The sequence below is a fragment of the Devosia sp. ZB163 genome (assembly GCF_028613635.1).
Classification (GTDB): domain Bacteria; phylum Pseudomonadota; class Alphaproteobacteria; order Rhizobiales; family Devosiaceae; genus Devosia_A.
In genome coordinates this window covers 1,309,791-1,326,378 of sequence record NZ_JAQRMY010000001.1, presented here as the reverse complement: position 1 = coordinate 1,326,378, position 16,588 = coordinate 1,309,791, and the positions used below count along the sequence as shown (strand labels likewise).

Annotated in this window: 16 protein-coding genes; 8 read left to right on the top strand and 8 right to left on the bottom strand. The window is 66.3% G+C overall.

Annotated elements, in window-relative coordinates:
- Positions 1-52: 52 nt before the first annotated feature.
- The 3 genes from PRN20_RS06740 (at position 53) to PRN20_RS06730 (ending at position 4,085) form a co-directional block, all read left to right on the top strand.
- Entirely contained in the window at positions 53-1,417 is a 1,365-nt protein-coding gene (locus PRN20_RS06740; RefSeq protein WP_273956468.1) for a glutamine synthetase family protein, read from the top strand.
- 29 nt (positions 1,418-1,446) lie between these two features.
- Positions 1,447-2,829 (top strand): aldehyde dehydrogenase family protein, encoded by a 1,383-nt coding sequence (locus PRN20_RS06735; RefSeq protein ID WP_273956467.1) that lies wholly within the window; start codon positions 1,447-1,449, stop codon positions 2,827-2,829.
- Positions 2,830-2,927: 98 nt separating this feature from the next.
- Positions 2,928-4,085, top strand: a complete 1,158-nt coding sequence (locus tag PRN20_RS06730; protein ID WP_273956466.1) for an iron-containing alcohol dehydrogenase — start codon at positions 2,928-2,930, stop codon at positions 4,083-4,085.
- A gap of 189 nt (positions 4,086-4,274) precedes the next feature.
- Here the strand turns inward: PRN20_RS06730 and PRN20_RS06725 are convergent, their stop codons facing one another.
- Positions 4,275-5,750, bottom strand: coding sequence for a mannitol dehydrogenase family protein (locus PRN20_RS06725; protein ID WP_443112533.1), 1,476 nt, complete (start codon positions 5,748-5,750; stop codon positions 4,275-4,277).
- 173 nt (positions 5,751-5,923) lie between these two features.
- Here PRN20_RS06725 and PRN20_RS06720 point away from each other — a divergent pair, with 173 nt between their 5' ends.
- Positions 5,924-6,841: a sugar kinase gene (locus tag PRN20_RS06720; protein ID WP_273956465.1), complete on the top strand. Its 918-nt coding sequence runs from the start codon at positions 5,924-5,926 to the stop codon at positions 6,839-6,841.
- A 138-nt stretch (positions 6,842-6,979) separates the two neighbouring features.
- Here PRN20_RS06720 and PRN20_RS06715 read toward each other — a convergent pair whose 3' ends face one another.
- Entirely contained in the window at positions 6,980-7,600 is a 621-nt protein-coding gene (locus tag PRN20_RS06715; RefSeq protein WP_273956464.1) for a LysE family translocator, read from the bottom strand.
- Positions 7,600-8,199 (bottom strand): DUF924 family protein, encoded by a 600-nt coding sequence (locus PRN20_RS06710; RefSeq protein ID WP_273956463.1) that lies wholly within the window; start codon positions 8,197-8,199, stop codon positions 7,600-7,602. The genes PRN20_RS06715 and PRN20_RS06710 overlap by 1 nt, the downstream gene beginning before the upstream one ends.
- A 45-nt stretch (positions 8,200-8,244) precedes the next feature.
- Here PRN20_RS06710 and PRN20_RS06705 point away from each other — a divergent pair, with 45 nt between their 5' ends.
- Together PRN20_RS06705 and PRN20_RS06700 are read left to right on the top strand one after the other, a co-directional pair.
- Positions 8,245-8,538, top strand: coding sequence for a hypothetical protein (locus PRN20_RS06705; RefSeq protein WP_273956462.1), 294 nt, complete (start codon positions 8,245-8,247; stop codon positions 8,536-8,538).
- Between the two features lie 271 nt (positions 8,539-8,809).
- The gene (locus PRN20_RS06700) at positions 8,810-9,580 is read left to right on the top strand and encodes an alpha/beta hydrolase (protein ID WP_273956461.1); all 771 of its coding nucleotides are present in this window, start codon (positions 8,810-8,812) and stop codon (positions 9,578-9,580) included.
- Positions 9,581-9,712: 132 nt separating this feature from the next.
- Here the strand turns inward: PRN20_RS06700 and PRN20_RS06695 are convergent, their stop codons facing one another.
- Entirely contained in the window at positions 9,713-10,714 is a 1,002-nt protein-coding gene (locus PRN20_RS06695; RefSeq protein WP_273956460.1) for a zinc-binding alcohol dehydrogenase family protein, read from the bottom strand.
- Positions 10,715-10,858: 144 nt separating this feature from the next.
- Between PRN20_RS06695 and PRN20_RS06690 the strand changes: the two genes are divergently transcribed.
- On the top strand, positions 10,859-11,896 hold the full coding sequence (locus tag PRN20_RS06690; RefSeq protein ID WP_273956459.1) for a threonine aldolase family protein: 1,038 nt from the start codon (positions 10,859-10,861) through the stop codon (positions 11,894-11,896).
- Between the two features lie 112 nt (positions 11,897-12,008).
- Here PRN20_RS06690 and PRN20_RS06685 read toward each other — a convergent pair whose 3' ends face one another.
- The 4 genes from PRN20_RS06685 to PRN20_RS06670 form a co-directional block, all read right to left on the bottom strand.
- Positions 12,009-12,929, bottom strand: coding sequence for a VOC family protein (locus PRN20_RS06685; RefSeq protein WP_273956458.1), 921 nt, complete (start codon positions 12,927-12,929; stop codon positions 12,009-12,011).
- 355 nt (positions 12,930-13,284) lie between these two features.
- Positions 13,285-14,169, bottom strand: a complete 885-nt coding sequence (locus tag PRN20_RS06680; protein WP_273956457.1) for a hypothetical protein — start codon at positions 14,167-14,169, stop codon at positions 13,285-13,287.
- A complete protein-coding gene (locus PRN20_RS06675) occupies positions 14,166-15,047 on the bottom strand; it encodes an ABC transporter ATP-binding protein (protein ID WP_273956456.1) in 882 nt (293 codons plus the stop codon). Before PRN20_RS06675 ends, PRN20_RS06680 begins: the two co-directional genes overlap by 4 nt.
- A complete protein-coding gene (locus PRN20_RS06670) occupies positions 15,040-15,399 on the bottom strand; it encodes a GntR family transcriptional regulator (protein ID WP_273956455.1) in 360 nt (119 codons plus the stop codon). Before PRN20_RS06670 ends, PRN20_RS06675 begins: the two co-directional genes overlap by 8 nt.
- Before the next feature lie 183 nt (positions 15,400-15,582).
- On the opposite strand from PRN20_RS06670, the gene PRN20_RS06665 reads away from it, so the two are divergent.
- Positions 15,583-16,575, top strand: a complete 993-nt coding sequence (locus tag PRN20_RS06665; RefSeq protein ID WP_273956454.1) for an NAD-dependent epimerase/dehydratase family protein — start codon at positions 15,583-15,585, stop codon at positions 16,573-16,575.
- Positions 16,576-16,588 lie beyond the last annotated feature (13 nt).

Below are 16,588 nucleotides of genomic sequence, written 5' to 3'. Positions count from 1 at the left end.
TGGCCGCGGCCTCTTTCCTCACGACATCAATCCACGCGTACAGGAGTTCGACATGGCCGCAGCCTATTCGCTCGACCAACTGAAGGCCGACGTGAAGGCCGGGACCATCGATACGGTGCTGGTCGCCTTCCCCGACATGCAGGGGCGGCTGATCGGCAAGCGCTTCCAGGCCGAGTTCTTCCTCGAAGGCGCAATCGACGAGACACACGGCTGCGATTACCTGCTGGCCAACGACATCGACATGGAGCCGGTGCCCGGCTACGAGGCGGCCAACTGGGCCCGCGGCTATGGCGATTTCGTCATGAAGCCCGATGTCACGACGCTGATGAAGGCGGCCTGGCTCGAGGGTACGGCGATTATCCTCGCCGACCTCGTCGACCACCACCATCACGAGCCGATCCCGCATTCGCCGCGCGCCATCCTCAAGGGGCAACTGGCGCGGCTGGAGAAGCTGGGGCTGACGGCGAACTTCGCCTCGGAGCTCGAGTTCTACCTGTTCGACGACGGCTTCAGGACTGCCTGGGACAAGGGCTACAAGAACCTGACGACGGCGGGCTACTACATCCAGGACTACCACATCTTCCAGACCACCAAGGAAGAAGGCGTGCTGCGCGACATGCGGCGTCAGCTGCAGGCATCGGGCATTCCCGTCGAGAACTCGAAGGGTGAGTGGGGCCCGGGGCAGGAAGAGCTCAACGTTCGTTATGCGGACGCACTCACCATGGCGGACCGGCACGTCGTGATGAAGAACGCGATGAAGGAAATCGCGCACAACCACGGCAAGTCCATCACCTTCATGGCCAAGTGGGACTACGGGCTCGCAGGCTCATCGAGCCACATCCACATGTCGCTGGCCGACAAGAAGGGGAATGTGTTCTTCGCGCCCAAGGCCGAGTTCGGGATGAGCGAGATGATGCGCCACTACGTGGCGGGGCTGCTCACCTATGCCCACGACATCACCTATTTCCTCGCGCCCTACATCAACTCGTACAAGCGCTTCCAGGCGGGTACGTTTGCGCCGACCAAGGCGATCTGGAGCCGGGACAACCGCACGGCCGGGTTCCGGCTCTGTGGCGAGGACACCAAGGGGGTTCGCATCGAGTGCCGCATCGGCGGCGCCGATCTCAACCCGTACCTCGCCTTCGCAGCGCTGATCGCAGCCGGGCTCCGCGGCATCGAGGAGAAGCTCGCGCTCGAGGCGCCTTACACAGGCGACGCCTATCTCGGCGAGAAGCTGCGTGAGGTGCCCAAGACGCTGCGCGACGCGATCAGCGCTCTCAAGGGCTCGGCCATGCTGAAAGCCGCGATCGGCGAGCAGGTGGTGGGGCACTATGTGCATACCGCCGAGTGGGAGCAGTTCGAATATGACCGGCGTGTTACCGATTGGGAGTTGAAGCGGGGGTTCGAGCGCAGCTAGGACTCCGGGCACAACGACATAGGTGACAGATGACCGACAGGGTCCAGATCGTCTCGCCCATCGACGGGCGGGTGTATGCGGAACGGCCGGTGGCGACCGGCGAGCAGATCGCTACTGCGGTGGCGAAGACGCGGCGGGCGCGCGAGGTTTGGGGGGAGATCACCGTCAAGGAGCGGGTGAAATTCCTCGAGCACTTCCTCGATGCGTTGCTGGCCAAGAACGACGAGATCGTGCCGGAACTCGCCTGGCAGATGGGCCGGCCGGTGCGCTATGGCGGGGAAAAGCGTGGCGTGGAGGAACGTTCGCGCCACATGATCGGCATCGCCGAGGAGAGCCTCAAGCCCTCGATGCGGCCCGAGAAGGACGGCTTCGAGCGCTGGATCGCACGCGAGCCGCTCGGCACGGTGATGGTGATCGCGCCGTGGAACTACCCCTATCTGACGGCCGTCAACTCGATCGTGCCGGCGCTGATGGCGGGCAATGCCGTGATCTTGAAGCATGCGTCGCAGACGCTGCTGGCGGGTGAGCGGTTCGCCGAGGCGTTCAAGGAAGCGGGCCTGCCCGATGGGCTGTTCCAGAACCTGGTGCTGAACCACGCCGACACCGAAAAGCTGATCGGCTCCGGCTCGATCGACCACGTCAACTTCACCGGCTCGGTGGAGGGCGGACGGCGGATCGAGCGGGCGGCGGCGGGGACGTTTGCGACGCTGGGACTCGAGCTCGGCGGCAAGGACCCGGCCTATGTGCGGGCCGATGCCAAGCTCGACCATGCGGTGGAGAACCTCGTCGACGGCTCGTTCTTCAACTCGGGGCAGAGCTGCTGCGGGGTGGAGCGCATCTATGTCCACGCCTCGGTCTACGACCGGTTCGTGAAGGATTTCGTCGAGGTGGCACGGGGCTGGACCCTCGGCAGCCCGCTCGATGCCGACACGATGGTGGGGCCGATGGCGACGCCTCGCTTCGCCGACCTGGTTCGCGGGCAGACGCTCGAGGCGCTGCGCAAGGGCGCCAAGGCGCACCTCAACAGCAAGCACGACCTCGACGAAGAGAGCTCGCCCTACCTCGCGCCGGAGGTGCTGACCAACGTCAACCACCAGATGGCCGTGATGCGCGAGGAGAGCTTCGGGCCGGTGGTCGGCATCATGAAGGTGCGCGACGACGCCGAGGCGATCGAACTGATGAACGACAGCCCATATGGGCTGACGGCTTCGATCTGGACGGAGGATCTCGGGGCGGCGGCCAAGATCGGATCGAAGGTCGAGACTGGCACGGTGTTCGCCAACCGCTGCGACTATCTCGACCCGGCGCTGGTGTGGACCGGGGTCAAGGAGACGGGCAAGGGCGGCGCGTTGAGCGAGATCGGCTACGCGAACCTGACGCAGCCGAAGAGCTATCATTTGCGGCGGGTTTAGCGGCGCCGCTCGGGGCGCAGGCATAAGTTGAGGGATGGATCCCGGCGTGTCGGGATGACACCGGGGTCAAGGCACGCGGTGCCAGGAGAAGAGCAGGAATGAGCATCAAGGCCAACTGGAACTACCCTACCGCGGTGAAGTTCGGCGCGGGGCGGATCAAGGAGCTGCCCGAGGCGCTGAGGACGGCGGGTATTTCCCGGCCGCTTCTCGTGACCGATGCGGGGCTGGTGAACCTGCCGGTGACGCAGAACACGCTGAAATTGCTGCGAGACGCTGGCTTCGAGGTCGGGGTGTTCTCGGACGTGAAGCCCAATCCGATTTCGGCCAATGTCAACGCCGGCATCGAGGTGCTGCGCAAGGGCGGGCATGACGGGGTGATCGCGTTCGGCGGCGGATCGGGGCTCGATACGGGCAAGGTGATCGCCTTCATGGCGGGGCAGACCCGGCCGATGTGGGATTTCGAGGATATCGGCGACTGGTGGACCCGGGCCGACCCCAAGGGGATCTTCCCGATCGTCGCGGTGCCGACCACCGCGGGAACCGGCTCCGAAGTCGGCCGCGCGGGCGTCATCACCGACGAGACGACGCATACCAAGAAGGTGATCTTCCATCCGCTGATGATGCCCAAGGTGGTGATCGCAGACCCCGAGTTGACGGTGGGCATGCCGGCTTTCATCACGGTGGGGACCGGGTTCGACGCGCTGGCTCACTGTCTCGAGGCCTATTGCGCCAAGGGGTATCACCCGCTGGCGGACGGCATCGCAGTGGAGGGCGTTCGGCTCGCGCTCGAGAACCTGCCCAAGGTCGCCGCCAACCCCAATGACATCGAGGCACGCGGCCACATGATGAGCGCGGCGGCGATGGGAGCGACCGCCTTCCAGAAGGGGCTGGGCGCGATCCACTCGCTGAGCCACCCTGTGGGGGCGCTCTATGACACCCATCACGGCATGACCAACGCCGTGTTCATGCCCTATGTGCTGGTCGCCAACCGCGATGCGATCGAAGCCAAGGTCGCCCGGCTCGCCGCTTATTGCGGGCTCTCGCCCAGCTTCGATGCGTTCCTCCACACCATCAACGGGCTGCGCTCGAAGCTCAATGTTCCCAACACGTTGCGCGACTTCAAGGTGAGCGGGGAGAAGCGCGAGCTGATCGGCGACATGGCGATCGTCGACCCGACGGCCGGGGGCAATCCGGTGGAACTGACCAAAAAGCTGGCGCTCGAGATTTTCGACCGGGCGATGGAGGGGCGGCTTTAGTCTGCGACAGCGCGGTGTTCGCCTTCTCCCCTTGTGGGAGAAGGTGCCCGAAGGGCGGATGAGTGGTCTCTCTCCGCGCACTCGGTCGTTCGTCGCTTCGCTCCGATCGCGCAACCCTTGGTTGCGGGACCCCTCATCCGGCCTGTCGGCCACCTTCTCCCACAAGGGGAGAAGGGCCCGACTGAGAGGTTAGAGGCGTCTCACCGTTTCCTTCGCGCCGTTTTCCAGCAGCGATTTCAGGTGGTTGGTGACGGTGTTGCGGAAGGTGACGACCTGGGGCAGGTCGGTGCCGAAGACTTCGGTGACGGCGAGGAGGCCGTTCGCGAGTTGCACCGGATCACGCCCGGCCACGTCGGCGATGGCGCGGAGGCGGGCGGCTAGTGGGTCTTTGACATCAATGGGTTGGCCGGCTTCGTCGATGCCGGTGACGTAGCGCATCCAGGCGGCGACGCCGAGGGCGAGGCGTTGGATCCCCTGCCCCGCCTCTAGGCGGTCGCGGATGGTGCCGAGCAGGCGCTGGGGGAGCTTCTGGGTGCCGTCCATGGCGATCTGCCAGGTGCGGTGCTTGAGGGCCGGGTTGGCGAAGCGGGCCAGCAGCTGGTCGCGGTACGCCTCGAGCGTGGCGCGCGACATGGGCAGGGTCGGCATCGCCTCCTCGGTCATAAGCCCATGAATCACCTTGTGAATTCCGGCGTCGGCAATGGCCTCGTTGACGTACTGGTAGCCCGAGAGATAGCCGAGATAGGCCATGGTCGAGTGGCTGCCGTTGAGCATCCTCAGCTTCATCAGCTCGAACGGCTCGACGTCCTCGACCAGTTCGGCGCCGACGGTCTCGAAGGGCGGCCGGCCGGCTGGGAAATCGTCCTCGATCACCCATTGGGTGAAGGGCTCGGTCATGATCGGCCACGCGTCGTCGAGGCCGGTGATTTCAGCGACGATGGCGCGGTCAGCGTCGGTGGTGGCCGGCACGATCCGGTCGATCATCGTCGAGGGGAAACTTACGGTCTGAACGTAGTTCGCAAAGTTCGTACCCACCCCTCTCAGTTCGGCGAAGCGGCGCACGATGCGGCCGGCGGTCTTGCCGTTCGAAGGCAGATTATCGCAGCTCATCACGGTGAAGGGGACAAGTCCGCGCTGCTGGCGGAGCGCCAGAGCGGCGACAATGATGCCGGGGGCGCTGATCGGGGTCTCGGGGTGGGCGAGATCGTGGACGATATCCGGGTGGTTCTCGTCGAGGTCACCGGTGGCGGGGTCGTGGCAATAGCCCTTCTCGGTGACCGTGAGCGAGACGATGCGGATCGCCGGATCCGCCATGGTTTCAATGAGTTGGGCTCGCTGCGTGCTGGCGTCGAGCACATCGAGGATGGAGCCGATGATGCGGCAGCCGGTGCCCGAGGCGTCGCGGATGGCGAGGGTGTAGAGGAAGTCCTGGGGGGCGAGGGCATCGCGCGTGTCCGGGCGGCGCAGCGAGGCGCCGATGATGCCCCAGGACGGGTTGTCCTTCAGCAGATCGTCGACATAGGCGGCCATGTGGGCGCGGTGGAAGGCGCCGATGCCGAGGTGGACGATGCCGGGTGTGACAGCGGACCTGTCGTAATCCATCGCCGCAATGCCACGCGCATGAACGGCGTCTGAACGGATTTCGGACATGGACAGGCGCGGCATGCGGCGGTTCCTCCACTGAAGCAGACGGCCCCCTCCCGGCCTCCCCCATGAAGGGGGGGAGGTGAAGAGGTGCGTGCATCAATATCGGAGCTTGTCGGGGACTGCCATACCAGGCGGTTGCATGGGCGAAATATCCCCGGCATAAGCAACGGACAGTTGAGGGGAAGTCCAGCGTGAGCAAGCGGTTCGTTAGCATCGGCGAAGCCATGATCGAAATGTCTGGCGGCGAAGGTGGGATGTATCGCCTCGGCTATGCCGGCGACACGCTCAACACCGCCTGGTACGCCAAGGCGCTGCTGCCCGAGGAGTGGCAGGTCGACTATGTGACGGCGCTGGGCGACGACATGTATTCGGGCCAGATGCGGGCGTTCATCGACAAGGCCGGGATCGGTACGGACCGCATCCAGACGATCGAGGGCCGGCGGCCGGGCCTCTACATGATCCACCAGGAGAAGGGCGACCGCCACTTCACCTACTGGCGCGGCCAATCGGCGGCGAAGCTCCTCGCCGACGACGTCGAGGCGCTGGAGGCGGCCGTGGTGGGCGCCGACACGGTCTATTTCTCGGGCATCTCGATGGCGATCCTGGCGCCGCGGGCGCGCGGCAAGCTGATGCGCACCATCGTCAAGGCGCGTGATGCCGGGGCGACCGTGGTGTTCGACACCAATCTCAGGCCGGCGCTGTGGACCAGCCCGCGCGTCATGGCCTCGACACTGACGGCGGCGGCCTCGATCGCCGACATCGTCCTCCCCACACATACGGACGAGGCGCCACTCTTTGGCGACAAGTCGCCGGAGGCGACGGCCGAGCGCTACCTCAAGCTCGGCGCCAGCGAGGTAGTGGCCAAGGATGGCGCCAAGCCCGCATTCGTCGCGACCGTTGATGGCGTGGCACAGTACGTGCCGGCGCCGAAGGCGGACGTGGTGGTGGATGCGACCGGCGCGGGGGACTCGTTCAATGGCGGATACCTCAGTGGCCGGGCGCGTGGCCTCACGCCGGTCGAGGCGGCGGAGCGGGCGCATCGCGTGGCCGGCGTCGTGATCGGGCACAAGGGCGCGCTTGTCGATCCGGCGCTGGTGCAAGGGGTGTGATGGAGGCATCCACGGCGGCGTGGATGCGCAAAGCTTGAGCGGACTGGCTGCGGGCAGGACGCGCGGGGTTGCCCCCTCCACCAGACTTCGTCTGGTCCCCCTCCCCCGCTATGCGGGGGAGGATCAAGAGGGGCGGCGCTACCTCGCCTCGATGATCAGCCGTACTCCGAGGATACCGATGAAGGCGGCGGCGGCGCGATCGACCCAGAGCTTGGCGCCGAGATAGAGGGCGCGGGGTTTCGAGGACGAGAAGGCGAGCGCGACGATGGCGTACCAGATCGTTTCCTGGAGGAAGATCAGGGGCGGCAGGGCCCAGTAGAGCCAGGGCTCCGGGTTAGCCGGGAGGAGCGCGGCGAAGACGGCGCCGAAGACCGCGACGATCTTGGGATTGGAGAGCTGGGTGAAGAGGCCCAGCGTGAAGGCCTTGGTGGGATTGGCGGCGGCGCCGTAGGTCTCCACCGTGATGGGGTCGGCGGCATGGCTCCAGATCTTCCAGGCGAGATAGAGCAGGTAGAGGCCGCCGGCGACCTTGAGGATGGTGAAGAGCAGCCCGCCATCGTGCATGAGCGTGCGCAGGCCGAGGACGGCGAGCGCACCATAGGCCATGGCGCCGACGCCCATGCCGAGCGCGGCGGCCAGCCCTTCCGGGCGCGACTGGGCGACGGAGGTGCGGACGACGAAGACGAAGCTCGGGCCGGGGCTGATGGCGCCGATGAGCAGCGCGCCGAGAATGGCGAAGAGCGGGATGAAGTGTTCCATCACCACTTGCCCTCCTCGCTGGCGCAATACTCGACTTCTTCGGGCGTAGAGACGCGGCCCAGCGGCTCGTTGCGGCGCGGGTAGCGGCCGAAGCGGCGGAGCAGATCGCGATGGGCGATCTCGTAGTTCAGCACGTCCTCGCTGCCGAGCGTGGTGAAGAGGCGCACCGCCTCCTCGTGCACGACGAGCGACTCCGAATGCATGAAGGGCATGTAGAGGAACATGCGCTCGGGCATTGGAGTCAGCTGCTGGTCGAGGCCGGCATAGACTGCCTCCTGCGCAAGGGCGAGCGCCATGGGATCGGAGGCGAAGGCCCGGGCCGTGCCGCGGTGGATCTGGCGCGAGAACTGATCGAGGACGATGACTTCGGCGAGGCGGCCGCGCGGGGTGCTGCGCCAGGTCCAGGCCTCGCCCGCGGCGACGGCCGCATGGGTGTCGATAAATCTCGCGGCGAGCGCGGCATCGAAGTCAGGGCCGCCGCCGAACCACTGCTCCTTGGTGCACTCGACGAACCAGAACTCCAGAATATCGTCGGCGGTGTGCATGTTGACGGGGCTCCCGGCTGTGACAATCAGCGCCCCCTCCACCATGCTTCGCATGGTCCCCCTCCCCCGCCACGCGGGGGGAGGATCAAGAGGGCCTTCATGCTTCATTTCCCATGGCGCGGGCAGAATGTCACCGGGGCGCAGCCGTTCGTCTATGTCCCGGGGGCACAGGAGAGTTCAATGCGGCTGGTGAAGCTCGATACGCCGGAAGGCACCATGTACATCAACCCCGAGCACGTGGTGGCGATCGTCAAGGGCCTGCGGGACACCAAGATCGACACCGTGTCGGGCACGCATGTGGTGAAGGACCCACCGGACGTGGTGGCGCGGCTGCTCGGGATGGAAGAGATCGAGCTCGACGTGACGCCGCGAACTGCACTCAGCCGGGGCTGACGACAAGCCACCCGGATTGGGAGTCGGACCGACGGGCGCGACGCCAGGCGGCCGGTGGCATGTCCATCACCCGGCGGCAGTCTCATCCACGGGTTGGGTGGTCGTCGTCGGCAGGTGAGCGGCGCGGCGCTGCTGCCTTGCCCGAGGCCGGCCTTGGGCTCCTGCCCGGAAATTTGTGCGTCAACTTCGTACAAGAACGAGGCATTTGTACAAGCGGGCGGCAAGGGGCCGCCGGGCACTGTCCTCGCCGTAACGCAACGGGAGTGCAATCATGACTCTTCTTCGCAGTACGGCGCTCGGTTTCATCGCCAGCGTGGCGATGATGGCCGATATCGGTGGGGCGGCCGCCCAGGACATCGGCGTCAAGAACATCGTTCTGGTGCATGGGGCCTGGGCCGACGGCTCGGGCTGGCGGCCGATCTACGAGATCCTCAAGAAGGACGGCTACAACGTCCGCATCGTGCAGAACCCGCTGACTTCGCTAGAGGCGGACGTTGCGGCGACCGACCGGGTGCTCGACCGGATGGACGGCCCGGCGATCCTCGTGGGCCATTCGTATGGCGGCGCGGTGATCTCCGAGGCGGGCGACCACGATAATGTGGCCGGGCTGGTCTATGTCGCGGCGTTCGTGCCGGAGGTCGGGGAATCCACGTTCGGCCTCATCCCGCAGGACCCGAACAATCCGCCGCCGTTCGACATCGGCAAGGACGGCTTCGCGTTCTTCAAGGAAGAGGCATACGTGCCCGGCTTCGCCGACGCGCTGCCGGCGGCGGACGCCGAGTTCATGCGCGACAGCCAGGTGCCGATCTCGGTTCAGGGCGGCAGCACGCCGCTGACGGTCGCGGCCTGGAAGACCAAGCCGAGCTGGTACCAGGTGGCCAAGGGCGACCATGTGATCCCGCCCGACGCGCAGAGGCAGATGTCGGCCCGGGCCGGATCGACAGTCGAGGAAGTCGAGGGCGGGCACCTGGCGTTCATCGCCAATGCCGCGGCGACGGCAGCGCTGATCGAGACCGCGGCGAAGGCGGCAGCGAAGAAGTAGCGGGGCAGCTCCCCTCCCGCTCGAGGGGAGGGGCTGGGGTGGGGGTCGTCCGGCGGTCAACTGCGGCCACCCCCTCCCTCGATCCCTCCCCTCAAGGGGGAGGGAGGCGGAGGAACAGAGGATCAGGAGCGATCAGACGGTGACGATCGCCTTAATCAGACCCGTGCGGTCGTGGGCCCAGGCGGGCATGGTGTTGGGGACGTCGTCGAGGCTCGTCTGGTGGGTGGCGAGGCGATCGGTGGCGACCTTGCCGGCGCGCATCGAGGCCATGACGTGCTCGAAATCCTGGCGCGTGGCATTGCGCGAGCCGCGGATGGTGAGCTCGCGGCGGTGCACCTCGCTGTCGGGGAAGACGAGATCGCCCTTGATGACACCGACCAGCGTGTAGGCGCCGCCGTTGCGGGTGTGGAAGAGCGAGGCGTTCATCGCCTTGATCGAGCCGGTGGAATCGAAGACCGCGTCGAACCCGGTTTTGCGGCGGTTGGTGAACTCGGCGCCCTCGAGATCTTCCGGAGCGAAGGTCTCGAAGCCGAGCTCGCGGGTGGCGGCGATCTTGTCCGGCGCGGCATCAACGACAGTGACCTCGGCGCCGGCGATGCGGGCGAAGTAGGCGACGCCGAGGCCGATGGGCCCCGAGCCGACGACGAGGGCGCGGGAGCCGGGCTTCAGCTCGGCGGTGCGGCGGATAGCGTGGGCGCCGATGGCGAGGAACTCGACCATGGCGGCATCGCGCAGGCTCATGTCGCCGGCCGGATAGAGGTTGGCGGCGGGCATGACGATCTCTTCAGCCATGCCGCCGGGGGCATGCACGCCGATGACCTTCAGCGTCTCGCAGCAATTGGACTTGCCCTCGAGGCAGGCCGGGCACTCGCCGCAGTTGAGATAGGGATTGATGACGACGTTCTCGCCAACCGAAAGGCTCGAGCCGTTCGGATCGACCACCGTACCGCTCAGCTCGTGGCCGATGATGCGCGGGTACTCGAAGTAGGGAAAGTTGCCCTCGAAGATGTGGTAGTCGGTGCCGCAGATGCCGATGTGGCGGATGGCGACGCGCACCCAGCCCGGCTTCAGCTCCGGCCGCGGGATTTCGATAAGCGCCAGCTGGTTCGGCGCGACGCAGGATATGGCTCGCATCGTGGTCTCCTCTTGGGCGGATCATAGCGGCGTGGTGCTGGTATGGAAGTAGGCTTTGGACGCAAACCGCCGACCCTGCGGGGATGACAGCTGGTGGGTCGGGCGTGGTAGGAGCGTGACCACGATGATCGAGGGTTCGGTGAAGTGAATTTCGCAAGCGACAACTGGGCCGGGGCGACGCCCGAAGTGATGGCGGCTCTGGTCAAGGCCAATGACGGGGCGGCGCCTGCCTATGGCAGCGATGCGCTGACGCGGCGCGTGACCGGGCTGTTCTCGGAGGTCTTCGAGAAGGAGGTCGAGGTCTGGTTCACGGCGACGGGGACCGGATCGAACTCGCTGGGCCTCGCGGCGCTCAGCCGGCCGGGCGGGCTGGTGCTGTGTTCGAGCGAAGCGCACATCCATTCCGATGAATGGGGGGCGACCGAGTTCCAGTCGGGCGGCATGAAGCTCGTGACCATGCCGCAGGTGGCGGGGCGCGTTTCGGCCGAGGCCCTGCGCCAGACGCTGTCGCGCTTTCCCGAGGGCAACCGGTTCGGCGTGCCGGTGGCGCTGAGCCTTACCAATGCGACCGAGTGCGGCACGGTCTACGCGCCGGCCGCGGTGGCCGAACTGGCGGGCCTCGCGCGGGCGCAGGGGCTGGCCGTGCACATGGACGGCGCGCGCTTCGGCAATGCGGTGGCGGCGACAGGCGCGAAGCCGGCCGAGCTGACATGGAAGTCGGGCGTCGATTTCCTGAGCTTCGGCGGAACCAAGAACGGATGCTGGGCGGCGGAAGCCATCGTGGTGTTCTCGCCCGACAAGCTGAGTGACCTCGCAGCGCGGCGGCAGCGGGCCGGGCACACCTTCTCGAAGTCGCGGTTCGTCGCGGCGCAGTTCGAGGCCTATCTCACCGGCGGCAACTGGCTGCGCTGGGCCGGACAGGCCAATGCGCGGGCCGAGCAGCTGCGCGTAGGACTGCGTGCAAGTTCGCAGGCGCGGCTCGGCTGGGGGAGCGAGGCGAACGAGGTGTTCGCCGTGCTGCCCCGGGAGACGATCGCGAGGATCCGGCTGGCGGGCGGAACGCTCTACGAATGGCCGGCCGAGGGCATGGGGCTGACGGCCGACGAGGATCTGGTGCGGCTGGTGACGAGCTGGGCGACGAGCCCTGACGAGGTGGCGCGGTTCCTCGCGATGGTGGGGTAGCGGCGACATCGCCGCTACCATCCGCGTCGGGAGAGGCAGGGGCCGCCTGCGCATGGGGCTGGCCCCCTCCACCAGCTACGCCGGTCCCCCTCCCCCGCCACGCGGGGGAGGATCAGCGGGCCACGACGAGCTTGACGAGGTTGTCCGCGGGGTCGCGGGTGTCAAGGCCTTCGTTGGTGTCGGTGTAGGCGGCACCGATGGCGGCGAGCCGGCCGCGGACGGCGTCGAGCGCCGCCTGGTCGGGGACGACGATGTGGAACCAGCGCAGGCCCGCCGAGCCCTTCGACGCCTGGGCGGCGTTGGGGCCGGACCAGATGTTGAAGGCGATGGTGTGCGGCGGGTAGTCGAGCCCGAGATCGCCCATGCCGAACTGGCGCATGATGAACAGGCCGCCGAAGCCGATGCCGTCGCGATAGAAGCGCATGGCGCGCTCGAGATCGTTCACGTGCAGGTGGATGTGGCCGATGCGGGTGCCCTCGGGCATCGCGGCCGGGACGGCGTTGATGTCATCCAGTTCGGCGAGGAGATCATCGACGTCGATGGCCTCGCGGCCCGAGTGGGGCGAGCCATCGACAGTCTTGACGTAGTAGCCGTCCTCGCCGTCGCCGATGGTGCCGCGCCACGGCGTCTCGAAGGTAATCTCGATGCCGTTATTGTCGTAATCCGACAGGTAGATGGCCTCGGAGACGAGGTGATCGGTGGGCGAGATGCGGACGCGGCGCATGAGGGCGCGCACCACCATCTCGGCCAGCGCCTTGCGGGTCGGGACGTGGACGGCGACGTGATAGAGGCCGAGCGAGCGATCCGGGAACGGGGTCTTGGCCCCGAGCTCGAGGATGATGAGTTCGGTGCCGCCGGCGCCGAGATGCAGCGCCTCGGCATCCTCCGAAATCAGCTCGAGGCCGAGGACATCGCGCCAGACGGCGAGCGCGTTCTCGCGATTGGTGACGCCGATGCGGACGGGGCCGAGGTGGGTGGCGAGAGGCAGCACGGGAGCCGAACGGACGGCGGCCTGGGATTCAACGGTGATCATGATGGGTGTCCCCCAAACGGGTTTTGTCTGTTGGGGACAGATATAAGCCGAAGGCGGTCGGGGGACCATCACCGGGTTGCGGGTGGCACTCGATACTGATTTGCACGAATGGGGCGGCGATGGGCCGGATTGGAAACAAGAATTGCTTGTTGTTGCCCCCCACCCTCGGTCCCTCGAGGTAGGCGGTGCGGTAGACAGTGGGTCTGACTGCCCCCTTCACCAGCTTCGGCCGGGCCTTTCGAGCATAGCTCTCAAGGCCTTCTCCCCTAAGATCGCTCCACTGGAACGATCTTGCCTTCGGCACGGCTCGAAGCCCCTCCCCCGCCAGGCGGGGGAGGATCAAGGGGGGCGCGGGTTAGGTCGCGACGTTGCGGCGGCGGTATTCGCTGGCGGCGTAGACAAGGAGGGCAGCGACGATGAGGCCGCCGATCAGCTGGGACCAATCGATAGAGGCGAGGAGGTTGCCGAACATCCGGCCGGTGTCGATGGGACCGTCGGTGAAGAACCACGTCATCTCGTGATCATCCCCGTCGCCAAAGTGGAAACGCTCGCGGAGGTAGTTGAGCACATAGCCGCCGCGCGGGCCGCCGAGATTGAAGATGACGTTCTCGGCGAGGCCGACCAGGGCAGGAATGAGGAAGGCGAGCGGGATGGACCAGCGGCCGACCACGGCGGACAGGGCGCCGACCCAGGCGAAGAACGGGGCGTACCAGAGCAACGCCAGCACCAGATAGACCAGATCGAAGCTCGCGATGCTCCAGGCGCTGACGGCAAAGCTGTCGAGGCCGGGGAGGTTGATGCGGGGGAAGAACAGGACCGCGGCCATGGTGGTGAAGTAGACCAGCAGGCCCGTGACCAGCGACGCGGCGAAGATGATGGCCGGGAAGATGGTCATGCCGGCGAGCATCTTGGAGCCGAGAATCTTGAAATCGGTGACGGGCATCGACTTCCAGAACAGCATGGCGTTGTTGCGCCGGTCGGCGTTGAAGGCGTCGGCATAGTAGAAGAACAGCGTCGCCATCAGGTAGACGAACCAGAGCGCGGAGACCGCGAGAAAGCCGAACTCGAAGAACTTGAGCGCGGACGGCGCGCCGACCTCGTAGGCCATCTCGAAACGATGGGTGACGATGCTGCCGACGAGAATGACGGTCATGAGGGCGAGAATGATGCCCGGCGCGAGGACAAAGGCACCCTTGTGCTCGATGTATTCGCGCTTGATGAGGGCAACCAGGGACTTCATTTGGCACCGCGCTGCATGAGGGCGACGAACAGGTCGCTCAGGGTGGGCGTGGAAACCTCGCCGAACTGGGCGAGGCGATCGCGATCGACGCCTTCGAAGACCATGGCGGTCTGACCGAAGCGGGTCTCGCTGTAGATGGGGTTGAGCGCCGAGGCGGCCGCGACATTGTCGGGCCGGACGAGGACCTGGGCGAACTTGCCCGACACGGTCTCCATCTGCATGTGCAGGATCAGATCACCATCGCGGATGAACATGATGTCACTGAGCATGAACTCGATCTCATCCACCTGGTGGGTGGTGATGATGAGGGTGCGCTCCTCGGTCATGTAGTCCTCGAGCAGGCGCCGGTAGAAGCGCTTGCGGTAGGTGATGTCGAGGCCGAGCGTGGGCTCGTCGAGGACGAGAAGCTTGGCGTCGATGGCCATCACCACCGCGAGATGGAGCTGGGCGATCATCCCCTTCGAAAGGTTCTTGATCTTGGCTTCCATCTTGACGTCGGTGCCGTCGAGGAAGCTGCGGGCCTTCGCCTGATCGAAGTTCGGATGGATATTGGTGAGGAGCGCGAACAGCTCGCGCACCCTCAGGAAGCGCGGCAGGCTCGCCACGTCGGAGATGAAGGCGACGTTCTCCATAAGCCTCGCGCGCTTCTCGAACGGGTCCTTGCCGAGGACGCGAACGGTGCCCTCGTAGGAGGTAAGGCCGAGCAGGGCGTTCAGCGTGGTGGTCTTGCCGGCGCCGTTGTGACCGACAAGCCCATAGATGCGTCCTGCGGGGATGTCGAAATCGAGACCGTGAAGGATTTCGGTGCGGCCGAAGCGCTTCTTGAGGCCGCGCGCCGAGACGATCGGAGCAGCCGAGGTTTGAGCCGGATCATTCATCTTCACCGCCTTGCTTCAAAAGAGAATTGGGATCGAGGCCGAGAGCTGCAATGCGCGCGAGAACGCGCGGCCACTCATCGGAGAGGAACTTTTCGCGCTCGTGGGCGAGCAGCCGGTCGCGACCGCCCTGGGCGACATACATGCCCATGCCGCGGCGCGACTCGACGGCGCCGATATCGACAAGGGACTGATAGGCTCGGGTAACGGTGAGCGGGTTCACCGAGAGCTCGGCGGCGATCTGACGGACGGAGGGCAGCGCCTCGCCCTCCCCTGCTGTCTTGCTGAGGATCATGTCGGCAATCCTTTCGCTGATCTGCACGAAGATCGGCTGGCTGTCGTTGAACTGACTCATGCGTTATGCCTTGGTAGTGTGCTAGTTATGTAGCACACCATTTCAGAGGCGCAAGCGGAATCTTCAGGCGTCGACGCGAGGGGGTCATTGACCGAGGTCTTGGCATTGTCGATTGGGGATGCGTAGTTTCGACATGGCGGCGGGCCAGTGCCCGCCATGCCGCGGTTTTCGGGGGAAGCCAGTTTGCGCATATTGGTCACCGGCAGCGCCGGATTCATCGGGTATCACCTCGCTCGGCGGCTGCTGGCGGAGGGGCACGAGGTCGTCGGGTTCGACGGGCTGACGCCCTACTACGACGTGGCGCTGAAAGAGCAGCGGCACGCGATGCTGGAGGCGATGCCGGGGTTCCGGCCGGTGATCGGGCGGCTCGAGGACGCGGCGGCGATCGAGGCGGCGTTCGCGGATGGGCCGGAGGTGGTGGTGCATCTCGCGGCGCAGGCGGGCGTGCGCTACAGCCTCGAGGCGCCGTTCAGCTACACCGACAGCAACGTGACTGGGACGCTCGCCGTGCTCGAGGCGGCGCGGGCGCGGCCGGTGCGGCACCTGCTCGTTGCGTCGTCGAGCTCGGTCTACGGCATGGCCGGTCGCGCCTCGCGCGAGACCGACAAGACGGACGAGCCGGTGTCGCTCTACGCTGCGACCAAGAAGGCGACCGAGGCGATTACCCATTCCTATGCGCACCTGTTCGACATCCCGACGACATGCCTGAGGTTCTTCACTGTCTATGGTCCGTGGGGACGGCCGGACATGGCGCCCTTCAAGTTCACCGAGGCGATTGCCGAGGGGCGACCGATCAGCATTTTCGGCGAGGGCCGGATGCGGCGGGACTTCACCTATGTCGACGACGTGGTTGTGGCGGTGCGGCGACTGATCGAGGCGGTGCCGGTGAAGGGCGCACCGGTGGCGGGGGACTCGCTGTCCGCAGTTGCGCCCTGGCGGGTGGTGAACATCGCGGGCGGGCGGCCGGTGGAGTTGATGCGGTTCGTCTCCGCGATCGAGGCTGCGATGGGGCGCGAGGCGAACAAGGAACTGCTGCCGATGCAGCCGGGGGACGTGACCGATACGGCGGCAGAAGTAGGGCTTTTGCGGACGCTGGTGGGGGAAGTGCCGGCGACGCCGGTGGAGGACGGGGTCCAGGCGTTCGTCGAGTGGTTCAGGGGGTGGCGGGGGAGCTGACCGAGCACTTGGC

Bases quoted from the DNA above. Each gene is read 5' to 3' on its own strand.
- PRN20_RS06740 (WP_273956468.1), top strand. From the start codon at position 53: ATGGCCGCAGCCTATTCGCTCGACCAACTGAAGGCCGACGTGAAGGCC.
- PRN20_RS06735 (WP_273956467.1), top strand. From the start codon at position 1,447: ATGACCGACAGGGTCCAGATCGTCTCGCCCATCGACGGGCGGGTGTAT.
- PRN20_RS06730 (WP_273956466.1), top strand. From the start codon at position 2,928: ATGAGCATCAAGGCCAACTGGAACTACCCTACCGCGGTGAAGTTCGGC.
- PRN20_RS06725 (WP_443112533.1), bottom strand. From the start codon at position 5,750: ATGCCGCGCCTGTCCATGTCCGAAATCCGTTCAGACGCCGTTCATGCG.
- PRN20_RS06715 (WP_273956464.1), bottom strand. From the start codon at position 7,600: ATGGAACACTTCATCCCGCTCTTCGCCATTCTCGGCGCGCTGCTCATC.
- PRN20_RS06710 (WP_273956463.1), bottom strand. From the start codon at position 8,199: ATGCGAAGCATGGTGGAGGGGGCGCTGATTGTCACAGCCGGGAGCCCC.
- PRN20_RS06705 (WP_273956462.1), top strand. From the start codon at position 8,245: ATGCTTCATTTCCCATGGCGCGGGCAGAATGTCACCGGGGCGCAGCCG.
- PRN20_RS06700 (WP_273956461.1), top strand. From the start codon at position 8,810: ATGACTCTTCTTCGCAGTACGGCGCTCGGTTTCATCGCCAGCGTGGCG.
- PRN20_RS06695 (WP_273956460.1), bottom strand. From the start codon at position 10,714: ATGCGAGCCATATCCTGCGTCGCGCCGAACCAGCTGGCGCTTATCGAA.
- PRN20_RS06685 (WP_273956458.1), bottom strand. From the start codon at position 12,929: ATGATCACCGTTGAATCCCAGGCCGCCGTCCGTTCGGCTCCCGTGCTG.
- PRN20_RS06680 (WP_273956457.1), bottom strand. From the start codon at position 14,169: ATGAAGTCCCTGGTTGCCCTCATCAAGCGCGAATACATCGAGCACAAG.
- PRN20_RS06675 (WP_273956456.1), bottom strand. From the start codon at position 15,047: ATGAATGATCCGGCTCAAACCTCGGCTGCTCCGATCGTCTCGGCGCGC.
- PRN20_RS06670 (WP_273956455.1), bottom strand. From the start codon at position 15,399: ATGAGTCAGTTCAACGACAGCCAGCCGATCTTCGTGCAGATCAGCGAA.